25 protein-coding genes are annotated in these 25,787 nt (G+C 66.6%); 18 read left to right on the top strand and 7 right to left on the bottom strand.

The genetic code is table 11. The annotated features are described in order from the left end of the window. The first annotated feature begins 175 nt into the window (after positions 1–175). The 3 genes from ABW137_RS04585 to ABW137_RS04575 are packed head-to-tail and all read left to right on the top strand — an operon-like array spanning position 176 to position 3,269. A complete protein-coding gene (locus ABW137_RS04585; protein ID WP_526397337.1) occupies positions 176–1,108 on the top strand; it encodes a sugar phosphate isomerase/epimerase family protein in 933 nt (310 codons plus the stop codon). A gap of 20 nt (positions 1,109–1,128) precedes the next feature. After that, positions 1,129–2,160 carry a Gfo/Idh/MocA family protein gene (locus tag ABW137_RS04580; protein WP_526397335.1) on the top strand — a complete coding sequence of 344 codons (1,032 nt, stop codon included), beginning with the start codon at positions 1,129–1,131 and terminating at the stop codon, positions 2,158–2,160. A 38-nt stretch (positions 2,161–2,198) separates the two neighbouring features. After that, a complete protein-coding gene (locus tag ABW137_RS04575; protein WP_526397333.1) occupies positions 2,199–3,269 on the top strand; it encodes a threonine aldolase family protein in 1,071 nt (356 codons plus the stop codon). Between the two features lie 4 nt (positions 3,270–3,273). Here ABW137_RS04575 and ABW137_RS04570 read toward each other — a convergent pair whose 3' ends face one another. Both ABW137_RS04570 and ABW137_RS04565 read right to left on the bottom strand, forming a co-directional pair. After that, complete coding sequence (locus tag ABW137_RS04570; RefSeq protein WP_526397331.1) at positions 3,274–4,395, bottom strand: M23 family metallopeptidase; 1,122 nt, start codon at positions 4,393–4,395, stop codon at positions 3,274–3,276. Between the two features lie 225 nt (positions 4,396–4,620). Continuing rightward, positions 4,621–5,112, bottom strand: a complete 492-nt coding sequence (locus ABW137_RS04565) for a MarR family winged helix-turn-helix transcriptional regulator (protein ID WP_526397329.1) — start codon at positions 5,110–5,112, stop codon at positions 4,621–4,623. A 120-nt stretch (positions 5,113–5,232) separates the two neighbouring features. Here ABW137_RS04565 and ABW137_RS04560 point away from each other — a divergent pair, with 120 nt between their 5' ends. Then, on the top strand, positions 5,233–5,787 hold the full coding sequence (locus tag ABW137_RS04560; protein WP_526397327.1) for a VOC family protein: 555 nt from the start codon (positions 5,233–5,235) through the stop codon (positions 5,785–5,787). A 3-nt stretch (positions 5,788–5,790) separates the two neighbouring features. Further along, positions 5,791–6,210 carry a DoxX family protein gene (locus ABW137_RS04555; protein WP_526397325.1) on the top strand — a complete coding sequence of 140 codons (420 nt, stop codon included), beginning with the start codon at positions 5,791–5,793 and terminating at the stop codon, positions 6,208–6,210. A gap of 204 nt (positions 6,211–6,414) precedes the next feature. Here the strand turns inward: ABW137_RS04555 and ABW137_RS04550 are convergent, their stop codons facing one another. Continuing rightward, positions 6,415–7,137: a helix-turn-helix domain-containing protein gene (locus ABW137_RS04550; protein ID WP_526397323.1), complete on the bottom strand. Its 723-nt coding sequence runs from the start codon at positions 7,135–7,137 to the stop codon at positions 6,415–6,417. Between the two features lie 227 nt (positions 7,138–7,364). Between ABW137_RS04550 and ABW137_RS04545 the strand changes: the two genes are divergently transcribed. From ABW137_RS04545 to ABW137_RS04485, 13 genes are all read left to right on the top strand, one after another. Beyond that, on the top strand, positions 7,365–8,594 hold the full coding sequence (locus ABW137_RS04545) for an amino acid ABC transporter substrate-binding protein (RefSeq protein WP_526397321.1): 1,230 nt from the start codon (positions 7,365–7,367) through the stop codon (positions 8,592–8,594). 22 nt (positions 8,595–8,616) lie between these two features. Beyond that, on the top strand, positions 8,617–9,372 hold the full coding sequence (locus ABW137_RS04540) for an ABC transporter ATP-binding protein (RefSeq protein WP_526397319.1): 756 nt from the start codon (positions 8,617–8,619) through the stop codon (positions 9,370–9,372). Next, positions 9,369–10,181, top strand: coding sequence for an ABC transporter ATP-binding protein (locus ABW137_RS04535; RefSeq protein ID WP_526397317.1), 813 nt, complete (start codon positions 9,369–9,371; stop codon positions 10,179–10,181). Before ABW137_RS04540 ends, ABW137_RS04535 begins: the two co-directional genes overlap by 4 nt. After that, on the top strand, positions 10,178–11,050 hold the full coding sequence (locus tag ABW137_RS04530) for a branched-chain amino acid ABC transporter permease (RefSeq protein ID WP_526397315.1): 873 nt from the start codon (positions 10,178–10,180) through the stop codon (positions 11,048–11,050). The genes ABW137_RS04535 and ABW137_RS04530 overlap by 4 nt, the downstream gene beginning before the upstream one ends. After that, on the top strand, positions 11,047–12,054 hold the full coding sequence (locus tag ABW137_RS04525; RefSeq protein WP_526397313.1) for a branched-chain amino acid ABC transporter permease: 1,008 nt from the start codon (positions 11,047–11,049) through the stop codon (positions 12,052–12,054). The genes ABW137_RS04530 and ABW137_RS04525 overlap by 4 nt, the downstream gene beginning before the upstream one ends. 41 nt (positions 12,055–12,095) lie before the next feature. Then, positions 12,096–12,953, top strand: coding sequence for an enoyl-CoA hydratase/isomerase family protein (locus tag ABW137_RS04520; protein WP_526397311.1), 858 nt, complete (start codon positions 12,096–12,098; stop codon positions 12,951–12,953). 44 nt (positions 12,954–12,997) lie between these two features. Beyond that, positions 12,998–13,456, top strand: coding sequence for a cupin domain-containing protein (locus ABW137_RS04515; protein ID WP_526397309.1), 459 nt, complete (start codon positions 12,998–13,000; stop codon positions 13,454–13,456). Further along, positions 13,453–14,610, top strand: coding sequence for a zinc-dependent alcohol dehydrogenase (locus tag ABW137_RS04510; RefSeq protein WP_526397307.1), 1,158 nt, complete (start codon positions 13,453–13,455; stop codon positions 14,608–14,610). Before ABW137_RS04515 ends, ABW137_RS04510 begins: the two co-directional genes overlap by 4 nt. Before the next feature lie 157 nt (positions 14,611–14,767). Continuing rightward, the gene (locus ABW137_RS04505; RefSeq protein ID WP_526397305.1) at positions 14,768–16,957 is read left to right on the top strand and encodes an alpha-ketoacid dehydrogenase subunit alpha/beta; all 2,190 of its coding nucleotides are present in this window, start codon (positions 14,768–14,770) and stop codon (positions 16,955–16,957) included. Continuing rightward, the gene (locus ABW137_RS04500; RefSeq protein ID WP_526397303.1) at positions 16,957–18,270 is read left to right on the top strand and encodes a 2-oxo acid dehydrogenase subunit E2; all 1,314 of its coding nucleotides are present in this window, start codon (positions 16,957–16,959) and stop codon (positions 18,268–18,270) included. Before ABW137_RS04505 ends, ABW137_RS04500 begins: the two co-directional genes overlap by 1 nt. A gap of 83 nt (positions 18,271–18,353) precedes the next feature. Next, complete coding sequence (locus ABW137_RS04495; protein WP_526397301.1) at positions 18,354–19,247, top strand: NAD(P)-dependent oxidoreductase; 894 nt, start codon at positions 18,354–18,356, stop codon at positions 19,245–19,247. A gap of 8 nt (positions 19,248–19,255) precedes the next feature. Continuing rightward, positions 19,256–19,831 (top strand): VOC family protein, encoded by a 576-nt coding sequence (locus ABW137_RS04490; RefSeq protein WP_526397299.1) that lies wholly within the window; start codon positions 19,256–19,258, stop codon positions 19,829–19,831. Between the two features lie 276 nt (positions 19,832–20,107). Continuing rightward, entirely contained in the window at positions 20,108–21,235 is a 1,128-nt protein-coding gene (locus tag ABW137_RS04485; protein ID WP_526397355.1) for an ABC transporter substrate-binding protein, read from the top strand. A 64-nt stretch (positions 21,236–21,299) separates the two neighbouring features. On the opposite strand, the gene ABW137_RS04480 is transcribed toward ABW137_RS04485, so the two are convergent. The 4 genes from ABW137_RS04480 to ABW137_RS04465 all read right to left on the bottom strand — a co-directional run. Continuing rightward, the gene (locus ABW137_RS04480) at positions 21,300–22,067 is read right to left on the bottom strand and encodes an SDR family NAD(P)-dependent oxidoreductase (RefSeq protein WP_526397297.1); all 768 of its coding nucleotides are present in this window, start codon (positions 22,065–22,067) and stop codon (positions 21,300–21,302) included. A gap of 59 nt (positions 22,068–22,126) precedes the next feature. After that, positions 22,127–23,209, bottom strand: coding sequence for an ABC transporter permease (locus ABW137_RS04475; RefSeq protein WP_526397295.1), 1,083 nt, complete (start codon positions 23,207–23,209; stop codon positions 22,127–22,129). Next, positions 23,206–24,228: an ABC transporter permease gene (locus ABW137_RS04470; protein WP_526397293.1), complete on the bottom strand. Its 1,023-nt coding sequence runs from the start codon at positions 24,226–24,228 to the stop codon at positions 23,206–23,208. The genes ABW137_RS04475 and ABW137_RS04470 overlap by 4 nt, the downstream gene beginning before the upstream one ends. Then, positions 24,225–25,787: sugar ABC transporter ATP-binding protein (locus ABW137_RS04465; RefSeq protein WP_526397291.1), on the bottom strand; the 1,563-nt coding region annotated here is incomplete at its 5' end. The genes ABW137_RS04465 and ABW137_RS04470, both read right to left, overlap by 4 nt.

Genomic DNA, 25,787 nt, shown 5'->3' with positions numbered 1-25,787 from the left:
ACGGTTGACACAGCACGACGCTCGCCCCATAGTAGACCTAACGCGCGTTACTTACGCGCGTTAGCAAGATCAGACTTCGGGGAGGCACGACGTGGCGGCAGCCCGCTAAACCCCCGCTCTCACAACACGACTCGCACAACATGACTCTCACAACACGATAGAAAGGTCACTCCGCATGAGCAGCAGCTCAAGCAAGATCCTGGTGGGGTCCGCGCCCGACTCGTGGGGCGTGTGGTTCCCCGATGACCCACGACAGACGCCGTACACCCGCTTCCTGGACGAGGTCGCCGCCTCGGGCTACCAGTGGATCGAACTCGGGCCGTTCGGCTACCTGCCGACCGACCCGCAGGTGTTGTCCGACGAACTGGCCGCCCGCAACCTGAAACTGTCGGCGGGCACGGTGTTCGAGCATCTGCACCAGTCCGAGTCCCGCGGCGACGACGCCTGGAACTCGGTGTGGACCCAGATCGAAGACGTCGCCAAGCTGACCGCCGCGGTGGGCGGCAAGCACGTCGTCGTCATCCCCGAGATGTGGCGCGACCCGTCCACCGGAGCCGTGCTCGAGGACCGCAACCTGACGCCCGCGCAGTGGACGCAGAAGACCGAGGGCATGAACGAGCTCGGCAAGGCGATGTTCGAGAAGTACGGCGTACGTGCGCAGTACCACCCTCATGCCGACAGCCACGTCGACACCGAGGAGAACGTCTACCGCTTCCTCGACGGTACCGACGGCGAGTTCGTCAACCTGTGCCTGGACACCGGACACATCAGCTACTGCGGAGGCGACAACCTCGCGATCATCCGCCGAGCCCCCGAGCGCATCGGCTACCTGCACCTCAAGCAGGTCGATCCGGAGGTGCGCGCCAAGGTCGAAGCCGAGGATCTACCGTTCGGCGAGGCCGTCAAGCTCGGCGCCATGACCGAACCGCCGCTTGGCATTCCCGACATGCCGCCGCTGCTCGCGGAGATCGAGAAGCTGGGTATCGACGTGTTCGCGATCGTCGAGCAGGACATGTATCCCTGCGAGGTCGACGCTCCCCTGCCCATCGCCCAGCGCACCCAGAAGTACTTGGGCTCCTGCGGCATTCCCTCCGTTCGCTTCAACTGACCCATAAGGAGTCACCAGTCATGTCAGAGCTACGCATTGCCGTCCTCGGCGTCGGGATGATGGGCGCCGATCACGTCGCCCGCATCGGATCGAGGATCGCCGGCGCCCGCGTCACCGTCGTCAACGACTACCTGACCGAGAAGGCCGAACAACTCGCCGCGACCATCCCGGGCTGCCGCGCCATCGCCGATCCCCTCGATGCAATCGCCGATCCTGGGGTGGACGCCGTCATCCTCGCCACCCCAGGGCCCACCCACGAGAAGCAGCTCCTGGCCTGCCTGGAGTACGGCAAGCCGGTGATGTGCGAGAAGCCGCTCACCACCGACGTCGCCACCTCACTCGAAGTGGTCAAGCGCGAGGCCGAGCTCGGCAAGCGGCTCATCCAGGTGGGCTTCATGCGCCGCTTCGACCACGAATACGTGCAGTTGAAGGCCTTGCTCGACGACGGCGAACTGGGGGCGCCGCTGGTGATGCACTGCGCGCACCGCAACCCCGTCGTCCCGCCCAACTTCGACAGCTCGATGATCGTCAAGGATTCGCTGGTGCACGAGGTCGACGTCACCCGTTTCCTGTTCGACGAGGAGATCACGTCGGTGCAGATCATCAAACCGTCCGCGAATCCCAGTGCACCGCAAGGACTACAGGACCCTCAGATCGCGATCTTCCGGACCGCGACGGGCAAGCACGTCGACGTCGAAGTGTTCGTCACCACCGGCGTCGCCTACGAAGTCCGCACCGAAGTGGTCGGCGAGCGGGGCAGCGCGATGATCGGGCTGGACGTCGGGCTGCTGCGCAAGAACGCCCCGGGACACTGGGGTGGCCAGATCACCCCCAGCTTCAAGGAGCGCTTCGGGCTGGCCTACGACACCGAGATCCAGCGCTGGGTCAACGCCGTCACTGCCGGCGACGCCACGGGCGACTACACCGACGGACCCGTCGCATGGGACGGCTACGCCGCCGCGGCGGTGTGCGCTGCCGGTGTCGAATCGTTGGAGACGGGTCGACCCGTTGCAGTCGACATGGTCGCTCGCGACTCGATCACGGGAGCCTGAACCAGACGGCGCCGGGCCGCACTGAAAGACTCGGAGCCATGGTCGAGACCCTGCACGACACCGGCTACCGAGGCTTCGCGAGCGACAACTACGCGGGCGTTCATCCCGAGGTGCTCCAGGCGCTGGCGGCCGCCAACGGCGGGCATCAGGTCGCCTACGGCGACGACGCCTACACCGAGCGCCTGCAGCAGCGCATCCGTAGCGAGTTCGGCGTCGACGCGGCGGCCTTCCCGGTGTTCAACGGGACCGGCGCCAACGTCGTGGCGCTCACAGCCGTCCTGCCACGCTGGGGTGCAGTGATCGCCACGACGACCGCCCACATTCACAGCGACGAGGGCGGCGCTCCCGAGCGGGTGAGCGGACTCAAGCTTCTGGTGGTGCCCAGCGCCGACGGCAAGCTCACCCCCGAACTGATCGCCAGGGAGGCCTGGGGTTGGGGCAACGAACACCGCGCCCAGCCACTCGCCGTGAGCATCACGCAGACTACGGAACTCGGCACGCTCTACACGCCGGCCGAAGTGCGCGCGATCGCCGACGTCGCCCACGAGCACGGCATGGCCCTGCACATGGACGGCGCGCGCATCTGGAACGCCGCCGCTGCGCTCGGGGTGCCGTTCGCCGCGTTCACCTCCGATGCCGGCGTCGACGTCGTCAGCTTCGGCGGCACCAAGAACGGGCTGCTCGGTGCGGAGGCGGTCGTCGTCATCGACCCGGGTCGGGTCGAGGGCATGCTCTACCTGCGCAAGCTGAGCATGCAGCTGGCAAGCAAGATGCGGTTCGCCAGCGCCCAACTCCTGGCCCTGTTCGACGGTGGACTGGGACTGCGATCCGCCGCCCACGCGAACGCGATGGCGTCCCGGTTGCGGTCGGCTCTCGAGGCGGGCATCGCCGACGGCGACATCGAAGGCGTGTCGTTCAGCCAGGTCACCCAGGCGAATGCGGTGTTCGCCGTGCTGCCCAACGAGGCGGCCGACCGCATCCGCGAGCGCGTGCGCTTCTACGACTGGGACCGCGCGGCGAGCGAGGTGCGCTGGATGTGCTCGTGGGACACCACCGCCGACGACGTCGACCGTTTCGTCTCTGCGATCCGCGAGGAGCTGGCCCGGTAGTCGTCTAGCCGCCGAAGTCGACGATGTTCTGGTCGAGGATCAGTTGATCGGTGTGTTCGGTTGGTGTGATGCCCGGCACCGTCTTCAGCGGCACCCCCTGGCCCTCCGAGGCGTCGAAGTCGGCGGTACTTGCCACCTGACCCGTCAGGGTAAAGCGGTCGTACAGGTACGGAAGACCTTGCGCGGCAAGGGGTGAGGCGGCGTCCATGACGTGCAGATGCAGGTGTGGCGCCACCGAATTGCCGGTGTTTCCGACGATGCCGATGACGTCGCCCCGCTTCACCTGATCGCCGAGTTTGGGGCGGACGCTGCCCGGTTGCATGTGTGCGTAGTTCACGAAGAAGCCGTTGCCGATGTCGAGGACGACGAAGTTGCCGTCGGCCTCGTCGATGGCGATGTTCGACGGGTAGGTCCCTGGCGTCTGCTCCGGTAGGTCGTTGCGCGTGCCGACGACGGTGCCGTCGGCGACGGCGTGGACCTCCTTGCCGAAGATCGGGTAGCTCGTCAGCTCCTTGGGGTCGCCCGCGAAGATCCGGTTCTCGGGGTCGGCCTGCTCGTAGTCGATCGCGTAGCGCTGCGCGACGTAGGCAGCGCCGTTGACCGGTAGCACCGCCCTGGTGTGCCTTGCCGCATCGCAGCAGGCATCGGCGGCGATGTACCGCTCGCCGCGCAACGGAGCCGAGAGGACGGGGAGCGTCCGCGCGTCGACCTTCGTCATCGCCAGCCGTTCGGTCACCCGATCCCGACCCGGCGGCATGGCAGCGCTCGTCACCGTAACCTCGTGAACGACCGACGCGGGCGCCGCTCCGGCGTCGACCACCAGGTGGATGAAGATGGTCGCCGCCTGGCCCGGCTCGATGCGGTCGGCACCGTCACGCGTTCCCGCCGGCTGCACCCGATCCTTGAGTTCATCGGCGTCCAGCACGCCGATCTCGGCGCCGGACTGACCATCGAGCACCTTGAGCTCGTCGACGGTCATCCTCGCGTTGGTGAAGTTGGTAACCGCCAGCTCGTACACCATGTGCGTCTTGCCGTCCGAACCTGCGAACGGGACCGGAGGGAACGGCACCGAGGCCAACAGCGGCGTGAGCGCATCGGCTGCGGGTGCCGCCTGCGTGGTCGTCACGGCACCCGCGGTGCCGTGCCCACTGGCGCTCGGGGCCTCGCCCGGGGCTTGGCTGGGGGTGCTGTCGCCGCAGCCTGCGGCGAACGACGTGAACGCCACAATCGCCGTGGCAACGAGTCTTCCGCGGATCCACGCCATTGCATTCCGTTCGATTGATCAGGGACCTCTCGCCGATGATCATCACACGACGCCACGGGCGACATCGACCCGAGCGGTCGCAACCAGTCACCGGTCGTAACGGTGATACGTCCCCGACATCGATCCGTCGGGGTCCAGCCGTCCGAGGATGGCCTCGGCGATGGCAGCGAGTTGGTCGACCTGCTCGTCGGTCAACGCGTCGATGACGTGGTCGCGGACGTTGGCGACGTGACCGGGTGCGGCCTCGCGCACCTTGCGCCAGCCCGCAGCGGTCAGTCGTGCGTTGGTCACCCGCGCATCCTCGTGGGATGCGACTCGCTCGACGAGGCCGCGGTCTTCGAGTCGCCGCACGACATGGGACAGCCGCGGCGGAGTCGAATTGGTCTGGGCTGCGAGCTCACTCATCCGCAGCGTGCGCTTGGGCGCCTCGGACAACATGGCCAGGACGAAGTACTCGAAGTGCATCAGGCCCGCATCGCGACGCAGCTGGGTGTCGAGCACGCCAGGCAAGAGTTCCAGCACCGACGCCACGCGCACCCATGCCGCCATCTCGGCCCGATCCAAACCGTTGTCGTTCATCCGACCATCATCGCACCAAAACTTGTAGCTACAACGGTATTCTGATAGCTTGTTAGTTGTAACTACAACCAATCACTCGCTCGCAGCCCCGAAGCCGACCGCCCCAAGGGATTTCAGTCGATGACCGTCTCACCCGTCCGCCTCAACCATGCAGTCCTCTTCGTGGCCGATCTCACCCGCGCCGAGGACTTCTACACCACGACGTTCGGCATGGACCTGGTCAGTCACGAACCCCGCATGAACGCCACCTTCCTGCGCCTGCCGCGCTCGGGGAATCATCACGACCTCGGACTGTTCGGCGTCGCAGGGGCCATCCCGCGGCCGCCGCGATCCGTCGGCCTCTATCACCTGGCGTGGCAGCTGGACACCGTCGACGAACTCGTTGAATTCCGCGAACTCCTGATCACGTCGGGCGCCTACACGGGCGAGTCGAGTCACGGGGCGACGAAGAGCGTCTACGGGATCGACCCCGACGGCAACCAGTTCGAGGTCATGTGGATGCTGCCCCGCGAGCAGTGGGGTAGGTACGGCAACGCCGCCGTCGTCGAAAGACTGGACCTGGCAGCAGAACTCGGCACCTGGTCGCAGTGGCATACCGCCGGCGACCTCACCTATGCAACCGCCCCGAGCAACGCCGCTCGATCGACCGCACCCACCACGGATATGGAGCAATGACTCGTGACCAATCTCGACTCCCGCCTCAGCCCACACGCGCCTACCGCGCTTGGCGTGTTCCGCGTGATCTTCGGACTCCTCTTCCTCTGCCACGCCACCGCGCACCTGTTCGGCTGGCCGTCCGGCCCTGCGGCCGCCGTCGGTGAATGGCCGTACTTCTACGCCGGACTCATCGAACTCGTCACCGGGGTGCTGATCACCCTCGGGCTATTCACCCGCATTGCCGCCTTCTTCGCCTCCGGCACCATGGCATTCGCCGTCTTCACCATGCACCTGCCGAAGAGCATCGTCCCGATGCTCAACGGCGGCGAGCCGGCAGTGCTGTACTGCTTTGCGTTCCTGCTGCTGGTCTTCACCGGCGGCGGCGCCTTTGCACTCGACTCCCGGCTGGCACCGAACCGCTCGACGCGCGCCACCGTCTGACGCTCGCCCAGTGCGAGCGGCCACTTCCCGGAGGTGGCCGCTCGTTCGGGAATTCAGTTGGGAACGGCTCGTTTCGGGCATCGCTGGTCGGAATACGGCCGCCGATGACGACGCGCAGTGGCAGCTCACCGATGTCAACGCACCAGGTGACGCCCTCCGTGTCTCGTGGTGGCGACGTATCTCGTGGTGGCGACGCGCGGAGCCTCAGCCCGGCGGGTCGTGCACGACGACCGACAGGGCACGGACCACCTTGGTGGTCGGGTTGCGATACAGGTGTGGGGTGGTCGGGTCGAACGCCAGCGAGTCACCCTCGACCAGTCGCAGGGTCTCGAAGCCGATGACCGCCTCGAGCTCGCCGGTCAACACGCGTAGGTACTCGCGGCCGTCGTGACGTACGGCCTGCCCGGTCTCCGACGACTGGCCGCCCGGCTCGTAGACGACGTCGAGGAAGTCGACTCTGCTGTCGTGCGTGGGCGTCAACCGCTCCCAACGGAGGCCCGTCGAGAGTTCGATGGTGCTGCGCTCCGACGCCCGCTGCACGATGCCGCTGCCGTCCGGTCCGTCCGCCCTCCCCCACGGCGCCGTCGGGCGCGCGGACCCACTCGTCTTGTCGCGTAGACCGTTCAGGTGATGCTGAGGACGCGCCCCCGGTATTTGCGACCCCAGCATCGGCGGCAGATCGGCGATGACGACCTCTTCGGCGCCGAAGAGGAAGTCGAGGGAAATTCCCAGCTCATTGGCCAGCGCGTAGACCACGCCCGCAGACGGTGTCGTGACGCCGCGTTCGACTTGCGACAACAGACTTGCCGAACACCCGGCGCGTCGGGCCAACTCGCGCACGGACAGACCGCGGGCACCACGCACCTGTCGTAGCCGGCCCCCGAGGCCGGACCTGCGTCCGACGGCTGCATCGGCGTTCTCCGACATTACGCGCCTCCAATCGTGCAGTAAAGCGTACGCACAGTGCTCCAGACAATACACCGCTGATCGTGAGTTTTCGACGAATTAGAGCCGTTCACAAGCGTTACTGAACCCGCATGGGTCGAATCACTTCGACATCCCACTTGACACCGCTACACAAAAGTGTGCAGTATCGTGAACAGTCCTGGTGATCGCGCTCACACAGCGCCCGGCCTACAACGAGGTGTGGCTTCATGGAGATCGAAACCTATCGGCGCCCAAGGCGATTCAAGCGGATGCTGAGCGTCCTGGCGGTGAGCACATTGCTCACGGCCGGGTGCGGATCGGGCTCGGGGGGTGACACCCCCATCAAGATCGGTGGCACCCTCGGACTGACCGGGTCGCTGGCCGCGCCGGCCTCCGAGTACCAAGCCGTCTACGACGCCTGGGCCGGCGAGGTCAACGCCAAGGGCGGACTGCTCGGTCGCAAGGTCGAGCTGGTCATCAGGAACGACAACAGCACGGCCGCCACCGCGGCGACGCTGTATCAGTCGCTGTTGACCCGCGACCGCGTCGATCTGGTCCTCGCCCCCTACGCGACGTTCGTGGGGGCGGCCGTGGTGCCGATCGTCAAGTCCTCCGGAAAACTGCTGTTCAACGGCGGATTCACCGACACGGGCCTCAACGATGCTGCCGAAGGGGCCATGATCTCGGCCTACCCCTACCAGCCGCAGGACTACACGCGGGGCGTGTTCGAGGCGATCGCCAGCCTGCCGCCGGCTCAGCGGCCGCAACGGGTGGGCATTCTGACCAACAACAACCCGTTCACCCTTGCCGATCGCGACGGTTACAACGGACAGGGTGGCGCCCGCGGGTACGCCCGCCAGGCTGGCCTGCCGGTCGTCTTCGACGAGACCTACGGCACCGACACCACCGACTTCTCCGCGGCGATCAACAAGGCACGGGCCGCTGGCGCAGACCTGTTCCTGATTCTCGGCCTGCCGGAGGACTCCGGCACCGTCCTCAAGACAGCCGACACCCTCGGGTTCGAGCCAAAGCTGCTGTGCGCCTGCGGTTCGCAGGTCCTCACCCTGCCCAACTGGTCGGAGCTCGGGCCGGCCACCGAACGAGTGCTCGGCACCACCGTCACCTGGCCCACGCTGAACTATCCCGGTCTCGACGTCTTGCAGCGCCTGGCAAGCGAGCGCAACGAGAAGGTGATCCCCGCCTATGCGGCCGTCGCGTACGCGTCGCTGCAGATCGTGCAGCAAGCGGTCGAGGGAGCCAAGACCCTCGATCAGGACAAGCTGCGCGAATACATCTACGGCCACAGTTTCGAGACCGCGGTGGGCACCGTCAAGTTCGCCGCCAACGGCACGGCCGACTTTCAACAGGTCGTCCTGCAGAGCGTTGGCGGCCAGGTCCGACCGGTGTGGCCGGCAGCCGTCGCCGAGGCGGCACTCGAGCTAACCCCGGGCACCTGAGCGACGAAAGGCGAACTCCGACATGACCACTTCGGTTGACATCGCACTACGTGCCGACGACGTCCACAAACGCTTCGGAGGCATCCACGCGCTGCGGGGCGTGAGCGTGGACGTGGCGCGCGGCAGCGTGCTCGGCGTCATCGGCCCCAACGGATCCGGCAAGACGACCCTCACCAACGTCCTCAGTGGCGCCTATCGACTCGACGGCGGTCGCGTGTACGTCGGCGGCACCGACGCGACACGAAAGGCCGCCCACACCAGGTCCGTTCTCGGCATGGCCCGCACCTTTCAGAATCCGCACGTGTTCACGTCGCTCACCGTGCGCCAGAACATGGTCGTCGCCGTCGCCCATCGATCGGATCGACGGCACGCGCGACAACTCACCGAGGACGTCGACGAATGGCTGTCCACCGTCGGCCTCGCGAAGTTCGCCGACCGCGTGGCCAGTGAGCTCTCGGGCGGCCAACGCAAGCTCGTCGAATTCGCCAGGGCCATGGCGCACCGGCCCAGCGTGGTGCTCATGGATGAACCGTTCGCCGGGGTTCATCCGCACGTCAAGGAAACCCTGCATCGATTGATCTCCGAACAGGCCGCCCTTGGGACCACGGCGTTCCTCATCGTCAGCCACGAGGTGCCGGATCTGGTTTCGCTCTCAGATCGATTCCTGTGCATGACAGGTGGCCAGGTACTGACCGAGGGGACGCCGGATGAAGTGTGCGCCGACCCACGGGTGATCGAGGCCTACCTGGGCACTCCGATACCGGAGAGTGCGGCATGAGCGCCACCTTGACGATGCGCGACGTGGTCGCCGAATACTCACCAGGACAACCGATTCTGCGCGGTTTGACCCTGGCGGCCGAACCTGGGCACCTCTCGGTGATCATCGGACCCAACGGATCGGGAAAGTCCACCGCGTTGCGCGTGCTCGCCGGCCTGCTGATCCCCACCTCGGGCACCGTCTCCCTCCGGACCGACTCGGATGAGCTCGACGTGTCGCACGTGCCCGCGCACGAGCGGGCCGGCCGGGGCATCGGCTTTCTCCCCCAGGGCCATTCGGTCTTTCCCGCGATGAGCGTGCACGACAACCTGCTGCTCGGCGGCTGGAGCGTCCGGCGGTCACGAAAGATCAGCGACGCCGTCGCATCGGCATACGCGCGCTACCCGGCGCTTGCCGACAAGCGCAACGCCCCCGCGGGCAGCCTCTCCGGTGGTCAGCAACGCATCCTGGAGCTCGCCAGGTCGCTCATCGCCGATCCGTCCATCCTGCTGGTCGACGAACCGTCTGCGGGCGTCGCACCGGTGGTCGCGACGCTGATGTACCAGGAGCTGGCCCAACTGCGCGACGAGGGCCGCACGGTGATTCTCGTCGATCAGGACGTTCGAGCCGCGCTGGCGGTGGCCGACACCGTGTACGTGCTCAAGTCCGGCGCCGTAGACCGCTGGGGACCGACCGCCGACTTCGGGGACGACCTCGACGCCCTGGTGCGTGACTGGCTCGCTCTCGACCCCGCAGCCGACACCCCGCACGCCAGCATCCCGCAAGCCGATACCCCGCAAGCCAACTACGCCGAGGAGGCACACTCGTGACGATCGTTGCGCAGGTCGTGGCAACCGGGGTGTTGCTCGGCCTCATCTACACCCTGGCTGGCCTCGGAATGTCGTTGTCGCTGGGCGTGCTTGGCGTTCTGAACCTCACCCACGGCATGGCGGTCCTCGGTGGCAGCATCGCCGCGTACGAGCTCTACCATCGCTGGCAGCTCAGTCCAATCGTCACCGCCGTCGTCGTGATGCCCGTGTTCGGCATCGTCGGCTGGCTGTTGTACAAGGTGATCGTCCAGCGGGCCCAGGCGATCTCGCCGGAGGCCGGTCTGCTCGCGCTCTTCGGGGTGATGGTCATGGCTCAAGCCGCGACAGCCCAGTTCTGGTCCGGGGACATCAGGTCGCTGGTGGCCGACTACTCGAACGCCAGGGTGGCCATTGGTGGTGTCGCGGTGCCGTCGGACTACGTGGTGACCGCCGCCAGCGCGCTGCTGCTCCTGGCCGTGGTGTACCTGGGCCTGCGGTTCAGCATGCCCGGACGCGCCGTTCGGGCGCTCGCCCAACACCCCGATGCCGCAAGGATTCTCGGCGTGCACGTCACGCGTTACTCGGCTCTGGTGTTCGCCCTGAGTATGTCCCTGGCGGCGGCCGCAGGCTCGCTACTGTCGACACTGTTCCCCTTTTCCGTTGCTACCCAAATCATCTGGTTGACCTACGCGTTCATCGTGGTGCTCGTCGGCGGCACCGGCGGAGTGCTCGCTGCCCTGGCAGGCGGTCTGACGCTCGGAATCGGGCAGGCCGCCTTCAACCAGCTCCTGCCGCTGACCTGGGTGTCCGTCGTCGTCTACGGCTTGCTGCTGGCAGCCATGGTGGCTCGAGGCGGCGGCCTCGCCGCCGGAAAGGAACGTGCGCTATGACAACTCGCACAGATCTCGTCGCGGAGCCCACGGCTGCCACGTCTCGCCGCACGGTTCGACGACCGGTCCCCCGCTGGCTGTCCGCATGCGCGACAGCTGCAGGGACGGCGGTGGTACTGGGCTGGGCCTTGGCTTCCCCGGACATCGCGTCGGTGAAGATGATCGGCACCGTGCTGATGTACGTCGCTCTGGCGGGCGCGTGGAATCTGCTCGGGGGCTACGTCGGCTACATGAACTTCGGCAGCGTGATGTTCATGGGCCTTGGCGCCTACACCACCGCGATTCTGTCGACGAGGTGGGGAATCAACCCGCTGTGGGCGCTGCCCGCGGCCGTACTGGTCGCAGGCGCGGGCGCCCTCCTCGTCGGGATACCCGGCTTTCGACTGCGCGGGGACTACTTCGCGGTGGCCACGTTCGTACTCACCCTTGCGCTTCAACAGCTCGCGACGACGCTGTCGATCACCGGCGGTGCCAAGGGTCTCTTCCTGGAGAGTCCCACTGCCTCGCTCGATGATTCGGTGCGGCTGTTCTGCGTGCTCTTCCTCGGCGCTGCGGTTCTGGCGACGGCGTTGTGCTGGTACGTCGAGCGCACCCGTTGGCTCAGCGCACTGGTGGCCGTTCGCGAGGACGAGGACGCCGCGGAGGTACTTGGCATTCCGACGCTGCGCATCAAACTGGTCGCCTTCGTGGTTGGCGCGGCCATCGCGGGTTTGGTGGGTTGCCTGTATGCCGCCGAGCTGCTGTTCATCGAGCCGGCCGGCACCTTCGACTTCCAGGTGTCGCTAGCGGTGGTCGTGGCGGCCGTAATCGGCGGCAAGGGCACCTGGTACGGCCCGCTCATCGGCGCGGTGCTGACCCAGGCGGTCCTGCAGCTGCTGCTGGTCAACGTCGCGGGCACCTGGAATCAGTTCGTCTTCGGTGCGGTGCTCGTGGTGGTCGTGATCGCGGCACCGCGCGGCATTGCCGGCTTGTTCACGAAGCACGGCAGACGCGTCGGCGTCTGACCGTCAGGAAGACCCAGAGAAAACACAGAGAGGTAGAGCACGTGTCATTGCAAGATTTCCTTCCCACCCCCAAGTTCGAGGAGTACGCCAAGTTCTTCGAGGACTTCTTCACCCTCGAGCGCCGTGACGACGGGGTGCTGCTCGCCAAGGCGCACACGGTGGGCGGCTCGGTGCAGCTCAGTGTCCAGAACCACCGCGCGCTCGGCCAGATGCTGAAAACCGTTGGTGCGGACCCGGAGAACGAGGTGCTGATCCTCACCGGCTCGGGTGAGGACTTCATGATGCAGTCCGATCCGACGGGGTTCGAGATCGAGCAGGACGATCTCGCCCACTGGGCCTACGAATACGCCTACAAGGACGGTCGGATCAACGTCAGCTCACTGGTCAACGACATCGAGATACCCACCATCGGCGTCTTCAACGGGTCTGGCTTCCACTCCGAGATTCTGCTGATGTGCGACCTCACGCTGTGTGCCGACGACGCTCGCATCTACGACCTGCACTACGGCATCAGCTCGGTTCCCGGCGACGGCATCCACAGCTGCTTCACCGAACTGCTCGGCGTCAAGCGATCCGCCTACGCGCTGCTGACCGGTGAGTCGATCGACGCCCAGACGGCACTGGACTACGGCATGGTCAACGAAGTGCTGCCCCGTGCGGAGCTGCTCGACCGGGCCTACACCATCGCCGACCACATCATGACCCAGCCGCGCACGGTTAGGCGGCTGACCACCCAGATCATCCGACGACCGTGGAAGAAGCGCATCGTCGACGACCTCGACGGTGGGTTCGGCATCCAAATGTTCGGCCACCTCGCCAAGGGCCAGGCCGTGCACTCCGACGAGCACATCGCGACGTCGGGCAACTACGTCCGCGATGGCCGCCGGCTGCCCTTCTGAACCGTCCCTCGAATCACGTCAACCCAACAAAGGAGAAACCCCACATGCCTGCAGACAAGCCAGAATTCAACGACATCGAACGCTACCTCGTCCGCGATGGAGCGATTGCACCCGACGCCTCACTCGACGCCGACCGCGGCTGGATCGAGATGGACGTGCGATGGCTCGTCACCCGCGAGACGGTTGGCGCCCAGCTGGGCTGCATGGGTCGAACGTTCCTACGTCCCGGCAGCAAGCACGACATCCACCGGCATCCCCATGCGGAGGAGTGGGAGTACGTCATCGCGGGGCGGGCCATCAAGCACGTCGGAGACATGACCGTCGAAATGGGCCCGGGCGACGTCATCTTCGTGCCCAGGAACGTCTACCACGGACTGGAGAACGCCTCGGCGACGGACCCGGTGCTCACGGTGTGGGGCTACCAGGGTGCGGCCAACCTGGAGGACGCCGGCTACTTCCTACCCTCCGACGACGGCATCGTCACCCCGTCGAGGCCCGCGTGACGTCGCGCTTAGACGAAGAGGCCAGCGGGACGCCGGAATCGACCCAGGCATCGACGATGACGGCGGCCGTGTTGCACGGCCGCCGTGATCTCCGGGTCGAGGTCATTCCCCGCCCCGAAGGACCGGCACCCGACGAAGTCCTCATCGAGGTGCGCGCGACGGGCTTGTGCGGCACCGACACCGGCGAATGGGCCGGTGGTCCGCACCAAGTCCCACTCGGGCACGCCCACCCGTTGACCGGGCATCACGGCCCCACCGTGTTGGGGCACGAATTCTCCGGCGTCGTCGTGGAGGTCGGCGCCGCGGTCCCACCGGACTGGAAGGGCGAGCTGGTGTGCTGCGGCGGAGCGGTGAGCTGCGGTCGCTGCGACGCCTGTCGCGCCGGGCGGACCAGCCAGTGTGAGAACTACTGGGTGGTCGGCCTGCACCGTCACGGCGCCCTGACGGGGCTGGTGTCCGCACCGGTACGCAGCTGTGCACGTGTCGGGGACATCGGGCTCACCGCCGAGGAGGCGGCCTTGGCCCAGCCGATGGCCATCGCGGTGCACGCCGCGCGCCGGGGCAACCCCCAAGAAGGCGAGCGTGCGGTGGTCATCGGCGTCGGCGGTATCGGCGCTTGTCTGGTCTACGTGCTGTCTCGATGGGGGGTGGCGGTCACCGCCGTCGACAGGGATCCGGCACGGCGTCGCATTGCCACCGAATTGGGCGCACGGACCACCGTCGCCGGGGACGGGCACCTAGAGCCCGCGGACCTCATCGCGGCACACGGCGACCAGCCGGCACTGATCTACGAGGCCACCGGAGTGCCCGACGTCCTCGAATCGGCGTTGGCCGCCGCGGCCCGTGGCGGGCGCATCGTCTGCGTCGGAATGCAGAAGCATCCCGTGGCACTCGACGTCCACCGGTTGACGCTGCGCGAGCTCGTGCTGGTGGGGACGAATTCACTCGTCGCAGAGACCGATCTGCCCGAGGCGCTGCGACTCTTGGCGCTGCGGGCCGGCGCCTGGGACGTCCTCGCACCTTCGGTCATCCCACTGTCGGACGTCGAGCAGATCGGGCTAGAACCGATGGCGACCGGACGCGCCACGGCCACCAAGATCCTCGTCGATCCGTGGGCCACTAGCGCCCGATCGCTGTACTCCCGACCGTCTTGACGATCCACCGACGTCGGCCAGGACCGGCGTCGGAGGGTCGAAAGTGCCGATCTCACATGGACTCTCGTCAAAGAACCGCTCCTTCGCCTTTTCAATTGAACCCAACGAGCGTAGTGTGCGTTATAACGCACACTCACTGCACACCGATCGAGGACATATGCCAGCGCAACGACGCCTGACCCCTGCCCAGCCGTGGATCGAGCTGCGCAGCACCGCCGCGGACTGGAAGAAGGCCGACTCGGCCCTGCTGGCAACGATGCTGTCCGAACTGCACCTGATCCGTGCCTTCGAGGAAACGGTGCTGAAACTGGCCTCCGATGGGTTGGTCCACGGACCAGCTCACTCGAGCATCGGCCAGGAGGGCGGTGCCGTCGGATCGATCGTCGGCCTGCTGCCCGACGACGCGATCAACGGCTCGCACCGCAGCCACCATCAGTTCCTCGCCAAGGCGATCAGCCACGTGGCGAAGGGAACGCTCGACCCGACCGCAATGGTCACCGAGGCCGTTGAGCAGGTACTGCAACGCACCCTCGCCGAAATACTCGGGCTGGCCCAGGGATTCTGCAAGGGCCGCGGCGGCTCCATTCACCTTCAATGGCTTGAGGCAGGCGCCCTCGGCAGCAACGCGATCGTCGGCGGCGGTGTGCCGCTCGCCGCAGGCAACGCCTGGTCTCAACGTGCGGCAGGTACTCGCGATGTCACGATCAGCTACTTCGGTGACGGCGCGGTCAACATCGGCTCGACCCTGGAGACCATGAATCTAGCTGCGGCCTGGGACATCCCGCTCAACTTCTTCATCGAGAACAACCTCTATGCCGTGGCGACCACCGTCGACGAGTCGACCCGGGAGCACCGGCTCTCGGGACGAGGCCTCGGGTTCGGCATCCCCGCGTGGCGGGTCGACGGGATGGACCCACTCGCCGTCCATCTGGCCACCGAGGCCGCCACCGAGGTGATGCGCTCCGGCGGTGGACCGACGATCATCGAGGCGCAGGTCTACCGCTTCTTTCACCAGAATGGCGCGTACGAGGGCAGTGCCTTCGGCTACCGCACCAAGGAAGAAGAATCGGACTGGCGGGCAAGAGATCCCATCACCCGCCTGGAAGACGAGATGCGTCGGCTCGGCCATCTCACCGATGCACAGTTCGCCGAAGTCCGAGAGCAAGCCGTGGCGGCCATGCGCGACGTGGTCGCCGCACTGGTCGAACCGGATCCCGAGGTCGACGGCCGAAACCGCATCATCCCGTCGCTGTGGCCCGACCCAGAGACCGTCAACCACGGATTGCGCGGCGATGCCAGTGAACTCGACGCACTGGTGACGACCGAGTCTCCCAACCTCGACCAACCGACCACCGAGAAACGCTTCGTCGATGCGATCTCCGACGTCATCGGCCGCCGCATGCAGACGGATCCGAGCATCGTGGTACTCGGCGAAGACGTCCACCGACTCGGCGGCGGCACCAACGGCGCCACCAAACGCGCCCTCCGCGAGGCACCCGAACGCGTTCTGGGAACACCGATCAGCGAGAACGCCTTTGCCGGGCTCGCCGGCGGCATGGCACTGGACGGCCGGTTCCGGCCGATCGTCGAGTTCATGTACCCGGACTTCCTGTGGGTCGCCGCGGACCAAGTCTTCAACCAGATCGGGAAGGCCCGCCACATGTTCGGCGGCGACAGCTCGGTCCCGCTGGTGCTCCGCACCAAGGTCGCCCTGGGCACCGGCTACGGATCTCAGCACCTCATGGACCCGGCGGGCATCTTCGCGACGAGCCCCGGGTGGCGCATCATCGCACCCTCGACCGCCGCCGACTACATCGGCTTGATGAACACGGCTCTGGCACTGCAGGATCCAGTGCTCGTCATCGAACACACCGACCTATACGGCAAGCGCGAACCCGTGCCCGACGGTGACCCCGACTACTACCTTCCGCTCGGAAGGGCCGCCGTTCGCCGAACTGGAAGCGACGTGACGGTGCTGAGCTACCTGAACATGGTGGCCGAGTGCGAGCAGGCCATCGAACGGACCGGGGTCGACGGCGAGTTGATCGACCTGCGGTGGCTCGACCGCGCCAGCATCGACTGGGAGACCATCGAGGCCAGCGTGCGCAAGACGAACAACGTGCTGATCGTCGAGCAGGGAGCACACGGAACCTCGTACGGGGCGTGGTTGTCCGACGAAATCAACCGGCGACTGTTCGACTGGCTGGACTCGCCCGTCACACGGGTCACGGGAAGTGAAGCCAGCCCGGTGATCTCGCGGGTACTCGAACGTGCCTCCATCGCTCTGAGTTCCGAGGTCGCCGACGCACTCGAGCAGATGCGCCGCAACTGGGGCGGTGAAAGCTGATGCCCGTCCTGGTCCGAATGCCCGAACTCATCACCGGCATCAGCGAAGCCGTGCTGCTGTCCTGGATGGTGAACGTCGGCGACATCCTTGAGGAAGGCACCCCGTTAGCCGAGGTGGAGACGGACAAGGCGGTCGTCGAATACCTCGCCGAGAGCAGCGGCACCATGGCCTCGCTGCTCGTCCAGCCCGGTCAGCCCGTTCCGGTGGGTGAACCGATCGCCATCCTGGCCGAAGCCGGTGAGTCGGTCTCGGATGCGGTTTCGACGACGTCGGCGGAGGCGGAGGCCGAAGCCGCGGTAGCGGAGTCGGCGGAGGCGGAGGCCGAAGCCGCGTCGGCGGGGGCGGAGGTCTCCGCGCAGCCCGAGCCCGACGATCCGCCGCGACCGGACGGCGGCGCGGCGACGGCCACTCCCAACGGAACTCGCCGCTTCGCCACCCCCCTCGTGCGCAAGCTCGCCCGCGAACGCGGAATCGACTTGGCCACCATGCACGGCAGCGGACCGAACGGACGCATCGTGCGTCGCGACCTCGAATCACCGCGCCCCACTGCGCCATCCGGCGACACGGTAGACAACGTGGCCGAATCGACCACTGCTGCGCCGACGAGCACCCCCTCGCCGCGATCGCAGGATGCCGATCACACCGACGTCGAACTCACCCCCATGCGCCGCACCATCGCGCGTCGGCTCACGGAGAGCAAGGCCACCGTCCCGCACTTCTACCTGCAGGCCGACTGTCGGGTCGACGCACTTCTCGATCTGAGGCGAACGCTGAACACGCAACTGCAGCATCGTCTTTCGCTGAACGACTTCGTCATCAAGGCCGTGGGTCACGCCTTCGCCTCGGTGCCTGACGCGAACGCCGTATGGAACGGCACCACGATACGACGTTACGAGCGACTCGACGTCGGCGTGGCGGTGTCGATCGAGGGTGGCCTAGTCACACCCGTCATCCGCGACGTCGCCCGCAAGACCGTCGGCGCCATCGGATCCGAAGCGCGCGACCTGGCGGGCCGCGCCAGGGAGGGTCGGCTGAAGCAATCGGAGTTGGAGGGCGGGTCGTTCTGCATCTCGAATCTGGGGATGTACGACGTCGAGCGATTCGCGGCGATCATCAACCCGCCGCAGTCGGGAATCCTGGCCGTCGGTACCGCAACCCAGCGGCCCGTGGTGACCGAAGGCCAGCTGGGCGTCGCAACGGTCATGTCGGTCACGCTGTCCGGCGATCACCGAGTCTTCGACGGCGCGCTCGGCGCTCAGTGGCTCACGGCATTCGTCGCCGCGATCGAGCAACCGATGACGATGTTGGTCTGAACCGCGATGTTGGTCCGGACCGCGGTGCGTCGACCCGAGCAAGACACCTTGATGTGAAATTCGTTCCCTCGAAAGGAGACAGCATGAACACCACACCTCGAATCGGGTGGCTGGGGACCGGCCGAATGGGCACGGCAATGGCCACGCAGCTGCTCAAGGGCGGTACTGAACTCGCGGTTTGGAACCGCACCGCCGCCAAGGCGAAGCCGCTGCTGGATCTCGGTGCCCAGCCTGCCCAGACGATCAGTGCTCTCAAGAGTTGCGACATCGTCTTCATCACGGTGACGTCGTCACCGGATCTGCTCGCCGTCACGCTCGGTCCCGAAGGGCTCCTCACCGGAGACGGGCTGCCGCCCGTCGTGGTGGATTGCTCGACGGTGTCGGCGGAGGCCGCCGCTCAGGTGCGCGAGGAGGCGGTCGCGTTGGGCGTCGGCTTCCTGTCCGCCCCGATCAGTGGAAACCCCGCCATGGTCGCCGAAGGCGGAGCCGCCATCGTGGCCTCGGGACCCGTCGACGTCTTCGAGCGGGCCCGAGACCACCTCGCCTTGATCGCCCCGACGGTCGTGTACGCCGGGGCGAGCGAGGAGGCCCGGCTGGTCAAACTCGGCCACAATCTCCTCCTGGGCATGATCACCGAGGCGTTGGCAGAGGTCACCACGCTGGCCCAGAAGGGTGGCGTCACCGCACCGGCGTTCCTGGACTTCATCAACGGCTCCGTCCTGGCTTCGACGTTCATCCGCCACAAGGGCAACGCCATTCGCGAACGCGACTACGCGCCCACCTTCACCTCCGAGAACCTGCGCAAGGACTTCGATCTCGGCCTCTCGGCCGCCCGCACGCTGGAGGTCCCCCTTCCGCTGGCCGCCTCCACCCATCAACTCATCCAGACCGCGATCGGCCTCGGCTACCGGAACGACGACTACGTCACCCTCTACGAGGTCGCCGCTCGTGCCGCGGGGCTGACGTCGAACGGATAGGAGCACTCATGGTGACCGTCCCCGAGGACCGTCCCGAAACGCCACCAATCGCCCTGAGCGTGAACCACGTCGGGGTGACCGTCCCCGACGTGTTCGCCGCGATCGATTGGTACGGCACCGTGTTCGGGCTGAGGTGCATCATGGGTCCACGACTTCTGGAGCCGGGTCACCACGACGAGGCTCGCAGCGCACTTGGACCGCGCTTCAAGCGGGCCTGGCAGGCGCATCTGCTTGCGGCCAACGGTGTTGGGCTCGAATTGTTCCAGTTCATCGATCCACCCGTGAACGATCGCGACGAGAGGGTGCCCGTCCCGTACACCGTCCGCGGACCGTGGCACGTGTGCCTCACGAACCAGGATGTGGCAGGGACGGTCGAGACCGTGATCCGGCACGGTGGTACGCGGTTGTCCGACCCGGTCGCCTTCGTTCGGGGGCGTCCGTGGGTGCTGGCCTACGTCGCCGACCCCTGGGGGACCGTCCTCGAGGTGATGAGCCATAGCTATGCCGAGGTGTTCTCCAATTGGCCGCAACCGGGGCAGGTGGACGAGCCGGTCTTCATCGAACGGCCGCCCGCCCCGAACTAGCCCGCCCCAAACTAGGGCCGAACACCCACCGATGGGCATTCCGGTCGGCGCGGCGGGGAGGTATGTGCAGGTCTGAGCGACGTCGGCGCGCCAACGGGGTGCGGTGGGAAGACGCCTGCGGTGCGCAATCCGAGAACAGCCTGCCAAGGGGCAGATGGCGCGCTAGTGTTCCATCGCCGACCCGCGTCGGCGATCGGCTTCCGTAACCGCCGCCCGACTCCGTCTCATCGCAGGCGTCCCCCTCCCATCGGAAGGTTCGTCATGACCTCGTCACGAATGGCCACATCCCGGCTCGTTGCAGCTGCCGCATCCGCGCTCGTCGTCGTCGGCCTCGTGGGATGCGCACCGCCCGAGAAGGAGGACACCGGCAACCAGACGGAGTCCGGTGTGAACGCCAAGGAGGCCACGTCGGCCGCCGACTTCGGCGGGATGGACGGCCTGGTCACGGCCGCCAAGGCCGAGGGTGAGCTGAATGTGATTGCTTTGCCCCCGGATTGGGCCAACTACAAGGAGATCATCGACACCTTCGGGCAGAAGTACGGCATCAAGGTGAACTCCGCCCAGCCCGACGCCAACAGCCAGGACGAGATCAACGCCGCCAACCAGCAGAAGGGCAAGAGCACCGCCCCCGACGTCTTCGACCTGGGTCAGGCCATCGCATTGGCCAACACCGGCCTGTTCGCGCCGTACAAGGTGGCCACGTTCGACGACATCCCGGCGGAGTTCAAGGATCCCGACGGCACCTGGGTCAACGACTACGGCGGCTACATGTCCGTCGGCTTCGACTCGGCGAAGGTTCCCGAGGTCACCGACCTCAACGACCTTTTGAAGCCCGAATTCCAGGGCAAGGTGGCCCTCAACGGCGACCCCACCACCGCCAGCGCCGCGGCCAACGGAGTGCTGATGGCCGCGATCGCCAACGGCGGGTCGGTCGATGACATCGCTCCCGGTGTCGACTTCTTCAGACGCCTCAACGAAGCAGGCAACTTCGTGCCGGTCGACCCGACGCCAGCGACCATCGAATCCGGTCAGACTCCCGTCGTCATCGACTGGGACTACCTGAACTCGGCCGAGACCGCGAAACTGCCCACCTGGAAGGTGTTCGTTCCCTCGAATGCGCTCGTCGGCGGTTACTACTTCCAGGCCATCAACAAGGACGGCCCGCACCCTGCTGCCGCGCGTCTCTGGCAGGAATTCCTCTACAGCGACGAGGGCCAGAACCTGTTCCTGAAGGGGCTCGCCCGCCCGGTGCGCGCCGACGCCATGGAGAAGGCGGGCACCGTGGACAAGGGCTTGCTCGCCGCGCTTCCTCCGGTCCAGGGCACCCCGGCGCTCCCGACCAACGAACAGAGCGAGAAGAACGCCGCCTACCTCGGCGAGAATTGGGCGAAGGCCACCGGATAACCGGCCGAGTCACTCGATAGGCCGAGTCACCTAATAGGCCGAGTCACTCAATAGGCCGAGTCACTCAATAGACGGTGTAACCGCCGTCGATGACGACGACCGATCCCGTCATGAACGCCGACGCGTCGGAAGCCATGTACACCACCGTCGGGGCGATCTCCTCGGGCATCGCGTAGCGCTTCATCGGAGCGTCCTCGATCCAGTGCTGACGGAACTCCGGCCTGTCGACGGGAGCCATCTCGGTCTTGACGTAGCCGGGGGCCAGCGCGTTGACGCGGATGCCGTAGGGCGCCCACTCGGCCGCCAACGACTTGGTCAGCTGATGCACGGCCGCCTTCGACGCGTTGTAGGAGGCTTGGAACTGTGGACGGTTGACGATCAGGGAGCTGATCGAGCCGATGTTGAGGATGTTGCCGCCGCCATGGTCCTTCATGTAGGCGCCGGCCCTCTGACTCAGTCGCCACAGCGACCGCGTATTCACGTTGAAGACGACATCCCATTCGTCGTCGGAGATCTCGAGGGCAGCCTTGTGGATGGCGAGCCCCGCGTTGTTGAGCAGCAGGTCCAGCCCACCGAGCCGTTCGACTGCGCCGTCGATCGCGGCACCGGGCCCCTCCGAGGTGGTCACGTCCACCTCGAATGCCTGCACCCGTAGGCCCTCCTCGGCCAGCGTGGCGACCGCGGCCGCGTTCCGGTCGGCATCGCGTGACACGAAGACGACGTCGGCACCCGCCTCGGCGAGGCCTCGCACGAAGGCCAGCCCGAGGCCGCGGTTGCCGCCGGTCACCAGGGCCCGTTTCCCGGTCAGGGAGAAGGCGTCGAGAACAGTCATGTGGTTTCTCCGTTTCCAAACAGACACGTAATGCGTTCGTACGTCCGGTCTTCGGCGAGCTAGTCGCCGCCGCGGAATCTTCGCGTGGTCAATCCGTTGAGCAGGGCGGCCAGGATGAGGACGACGCCGAGCGCGAGCAACTGGAACTGGGTTCCGGTGTTGCCCTCGAAGTACAGGATGATGCCCGCGTTGAGCCACACGATCAGCAGCGCGGCCAGCAGCACGCCCGCCAGCCGTCCGATGCCGCCGGTGATCGCGACGCCACCCAGAACGGCGATGGTGATCGCGGGCAGCGCCAGCCCGTTACCCGCGGTGCCTGCGTCCGGCCGAGCCGACGCGAACTCCGCGGTGATGTAGACCGCCACCAGACCGGACAGGACTCCCGCCGTCACGTACGCCCGCATCCGGGTGGCCGGGACGTCGACACCCGCCCACCGCGCGGCCACGTCGTTGGTCCCGACGGCGTACAGCCGTCGCCCATACGTCCCGCGGCCCAACGCAAGCCACAGCACCACCAGCACCGGAAGCAGGAAGGTGAACACCCCCAACGGCACGTCGGGAATGTAGTCGCCGATGATCGGGACGCTGACCGAACTGGTGAGGGAGTACAGATCCTGGATCTGCGGGCTGTTGATCGGCTTCTGATCGTTGATCACCAGCGCAATGGACTTGTAGGCGTAGTAGGTGGCCAACGTCGCGATCAGCGCGGGAAAGCCGATGCGGGCGACCAGGAATCCGTTGATCGCGCCCAGCAGCGCGCCAACGGCCACGGCCAGCAACACCGCGGCCAGCAGCGGCCAGCCCCACTGGCCGTAGGCGAACCCGAAGATCATGCCCACCAGTGACACCATCGCCCCGACTGACAGGTCGATGCCGCCGCGGCCGGACACGATGACGACCAGTTCCGCGAAGGCCAGCAGCGCCAGCGGCACGGCGTCGATCAACGTGGCCGACATGTAGTCGAAGTCGTAGTCGCCGGTGAGATAACCCCCCGCGCTCATGTACATCAACCACGACACGACGATGACGATCAGCACGCCGAGCAGAACGATCCGCTGGGTCAGGATCGCCTCGACGATCTTGTCGGCACGCTGACGTGTCGTCGGCTTCTGGGTCGGGGGCGTTGCGGTGTCGGCGGTCACGAATCTCTCCTGGCACGTCGGCGGACGAGGTCGGTGCCGACGGCGATGACGATGAAGATCCCCACGAAGAGGTCGGACAGCTGCGATGGCCAACCCAATTGCGTGACACCCGATTTCACCGTCTGCACCAGGAGCGCGCCCAGGACCGTGCCGAGTACCGAGCCCCGCCCGCCCATGATCGACGTCCCACCGATGACGACGGCGGCGATCACCGCGAGCTCCTGCCCGGAGCCCACCGACTGATCGAGGTTGGAGGTGCCCTTGGCCAGCGTGAAGATCGATGCGAGTCCGACCAGTACGCCGGTGATGACGTAGGCGATGAGGATGCGCCGCTGCACCCTGATGCCTGCCAGTCGCGCGGCGACCGGATCGCCGCCCACGCCGAAGAAGTGACGGCCCCCCGGGGTGTGCCGCAGATACCACCAGGCGATCGCGGCGAGGATCACGGTGATCGCGAAGCTGTTCGGCACCCCCAGCGTCCGGCCGTCGATGCCACGACCGAACCACGCCAACGTGTTGGGCATGCCACTGATCGGTTGGGAGGCGAAGATCTGGAGTCCCACGAACAGGAAGAGGTTCGCGGTGCCGAAGGTGATGATGATGGCATGCACCCGCCCGTAGGCGATGAGTGCGCCGTTGATCAGGCCGAGCACCGCACCGGTGGCCAGCGCCACGACCAGGCACCACCACACCGGCAGGGCCTGATCGCGCATCAGCTTGGCGGTCACCACCGAACACACCATGATGGCGCCGCCGACGGAGACGTCGATGCCTCCGGTGATGATCACGAACGTCATGCCGATGCCGATCAACGCGACCGGCGCCACCTCGACGAGCAACGGAATGATCGAGCCCGCACTGAGAAACGCCGGTGTGGCCGCGGCCAGGGCGATCCAAAGCACGATCAGGACGGCGACGAGGGCGATCTCGGCGGGCGTCACCGGTGACGGCAGCACCCGGCCCCGGTTGCGTACGGGGGCTGCGGTCGCAGCGGCGTTGGGGTCGATCGTGGTGCTCACGCCGACGCCGATCCTTCCCGGTCCCCCGCGGCGGCGGCCAGGACGTCGACCTGGCGGGCATCGGGACCGAACTCCGCGGCGATGGTGCCAGCGCGTACGACGAGGAGCCGGTCGGCGATGCGCAGCGCCTCCTGAAGGTCGGAGGTCGCGACGAGCACTGCGGTGCCGTTGTCGGCGAGATCGGTGATGATGCGGTGGATCTCCTCCTTGGCGCCGATGTCGACGCCCTGCGTTGGCTCGGCCAACAGCAGCAGCTTGGGCCGCTCGACGAGCTGACGGGCGAGCATCACCTTCTGCGCGTTTCCGCCGGAAAGTGTTCCGACGGCCTGGTTCTCGTCCGACGCCCGCACCGCCAACCGCTTCATCAGATCCTTCACCACGGTGCGCTCCTGACGACGGTCCACGAATGCCCGGCCACGGGAGAACCGCTGAAGGTGACCGATCGACACGTTGAATGCGATGGTCTGAAAGGAGAACATTCCCTCGGTCTTGCGGTTGGCGGGGAGCAGCGCGATCCCAGCCCTCGCGGCTTCCCGCGGTGAGCGCGGGGCGACGGAGCGCCCCTCGACGATGATCTCGCCGCCGCTCGTCTTCGCGAGACCGTGGATGCACTCGGCGATCTCGGCGACACCCGAGCCGACGAGCCCGTAGAGACCGAGGATCTCACCAGACCGCAGCTTCAGCGTCACGTCGTCGAAGGAGCCAGCCCTTGCAAGTGACTTCAGTTCAAGGACCGGCTCGCCCTTCGGCGTGGTGCGTGGTCCGGACTGCTCCGAAAGCGCCTCTCCCACCATGAGTTCGGCCATCCGCCGCACCGTCATGTCTGCGATCGGATAGGTGCCGATCGTGCTGCCGTCGCGCATCACGGTGACTTGATCGGCGATCTTGACCACCTCGTCGAGCCGGTGGGAGATGTAGATGATGGCGACACCGTCGTCGGCGAGGCGGCGAATGATGCCGAAGAGCACGTCGATCTCGGCGTCGGTGAGAATGGCCGACGGCTCGTCCAGGATCAGGACACCGCACTTTCCCGCCAGGGCCTTGGCGATCGACACCTGTTGTTGGGTCGCGACCGACAGGGTTCCGACGGTGGCCGTCGCGAGCTTTGCGGGAAGATCGAGGGCCTCCAGAAGACTGACGACCCGATCGTTCTGCGCGGCCCAGTCGACGCGTCCCGACTTGACCATCTCGCGGCCCATGAACACGTTCTCGGCGACGGTGAGTTCGCTGAACAGTTGCGGCTCTTGGTAAACCGTGGCGATACCGAGCGCGATCGCGTCGACGGTCGACGTGATCGACACCTGCTCACCGTCGTAGGTCACCGTACCCGCGTCGGGTGCGGTGGCTCCGGAGATGATCTTGATCAGCGTGGACTTTCCTGCGCCGTTCTCCCCCACCAGGGCGTGCACCTGACCGGGCTGTATCTCGAAGTCGGCATGCCTGATGGCCTTGACCGCGCCGTAGCTCTTGACGACCCCGGTGAGGGTCAGTCGAGGCTCCTGCGCCATGAACTCTCCAAAGGTAAGGATCGGTGAATCGGGCTGGGCGGCGCGGCTTTC

This window comes from Mycobacterium sp. (assembly GCF_040509115.1).
In the GTDB taxonomy this organism is placed as follows: Bacteria; Actinomycetota; Actinomycetes; order Mycobacteriales; family Mycobacteriaceae; genus Mycobacterium.
Note: the sequence above shows the minus strand (reverse complement) of the source record. Positions and strands in the feature narration are given on the sequence as shown.

Coding starts and splice junctions, on each gene's coding strand:
- ABW137_RS04490 (WP_526397299.1), top strand. CDS start 19,256: ATGGTGACCGTCCCCGAGGACCGTCCCGAAACGCCACCAATCGCCCTG.
- ABW137_RS04545 (WP_526397321.1), top strand. CDS start 7,365: ATGGAGATCGAAACCTATCGGCGCCCAAGGCGATTCAAGCGGATGCTG.
- ABW137_RS04540 (WP_526397319.1), top strand. CDS start 8,617: ATGACCACTTCGGTTGACATCGCACTACGTGCCGACGACGTCCACAAA.
- ABW137_RS04515 (WP_526397309.1), top strand. CDS start 12,998: ATGCCTGCAGACAAGCCAGAATTCAACGACATCGAACGCTACCTCGTC.
- ABW137_RS04575 (WP_526397333.1), top strand. CDS start 2,199: ATGGTCGAGACCCTGCACGACACCGGCTACCGAGGCTTCGCGAGCGAC.
- ABW137_RS04495 (WP_526397301.1), top strand. CDS start 18,354: ATGAACACCACACCTCGAATCGGGTGGCTGGGGACCGGCCGAATGGGC.
- ABW137_RS04560 (WP_526397327.1), top strand. CDS start 5,233: ATGACCGTCTCACCCGTCCGCCTCAACCATGCAGTCCTCTTCGTGGCC.
- ABW137_RS04525 (WP_526397313.1), top strand. CDS start 11,047: ATGACAACTCGCACAGATCTCGTCGCGGAGCCCACGGCTGCCACGTCT.
- ABW137_RS04535 (WP_526397317.1), top strand. CDS start 9,369: ATGAGCGCCACCTTGACGATGCGCGACGTGGTCGCCGAATACTCACCA.
- ABW137_RS04585 (WP_526397337.1), top strand. CDS start 176: ATGAGCAGCAGCTCAAGCAAGATCCTGGTGGGGTCCGCGCCCGACTCG.
- ABW137_RS04485 (WP_526397355.1), top strand. CDS start 20,108: ATGGCCACATCCCGGCTCGTTGCAGCTGCCGCATCCGCGCTCGTCGTC.
- ABW137_RS04480 (WP_526397297.1), bottom strand. CDS start 22,067: ATGACTGTTCTCGACGCCTTCTCCCTGACCGGGAAACGGGCCCTGGTG.
- ABW137_RS04505 (WP_526397305.1), top strand. CDS start 14,768: ATGCCAGCGCAACGACGCCTGACCCCTGCCCAGCCGTGGATCGAGCTG.
- ABW137_RS04500 (WP_526397303.1), top strand. CDS start 16,957: ATGCCCGTCCTGGTCCGAATGCCCGAACTCATCACCGGCATCAGCGAA.
- ABW137_RS04565 (WP_526397329.1), bottom strand. CDS start 5,112: ATGAACGACAACGGTTTGGATCGGGCCGAGATGGCGGCATGGGTGCGC.
- ABW137_RS04550 (WP_526397323.1), bottom strand. CDS start 7,137: ATGTCGGAGAACGCCGATGCAGCCGTCGGACGCAGGTCCGGCCTCGGG.
- ABW137_RS04580 (WP_526397335.1), top strand. CDS start 1,129: ATGTCAGAGCTACGCATTGCCGTCCTCGGCGTCGGGATGATGGGCGCC.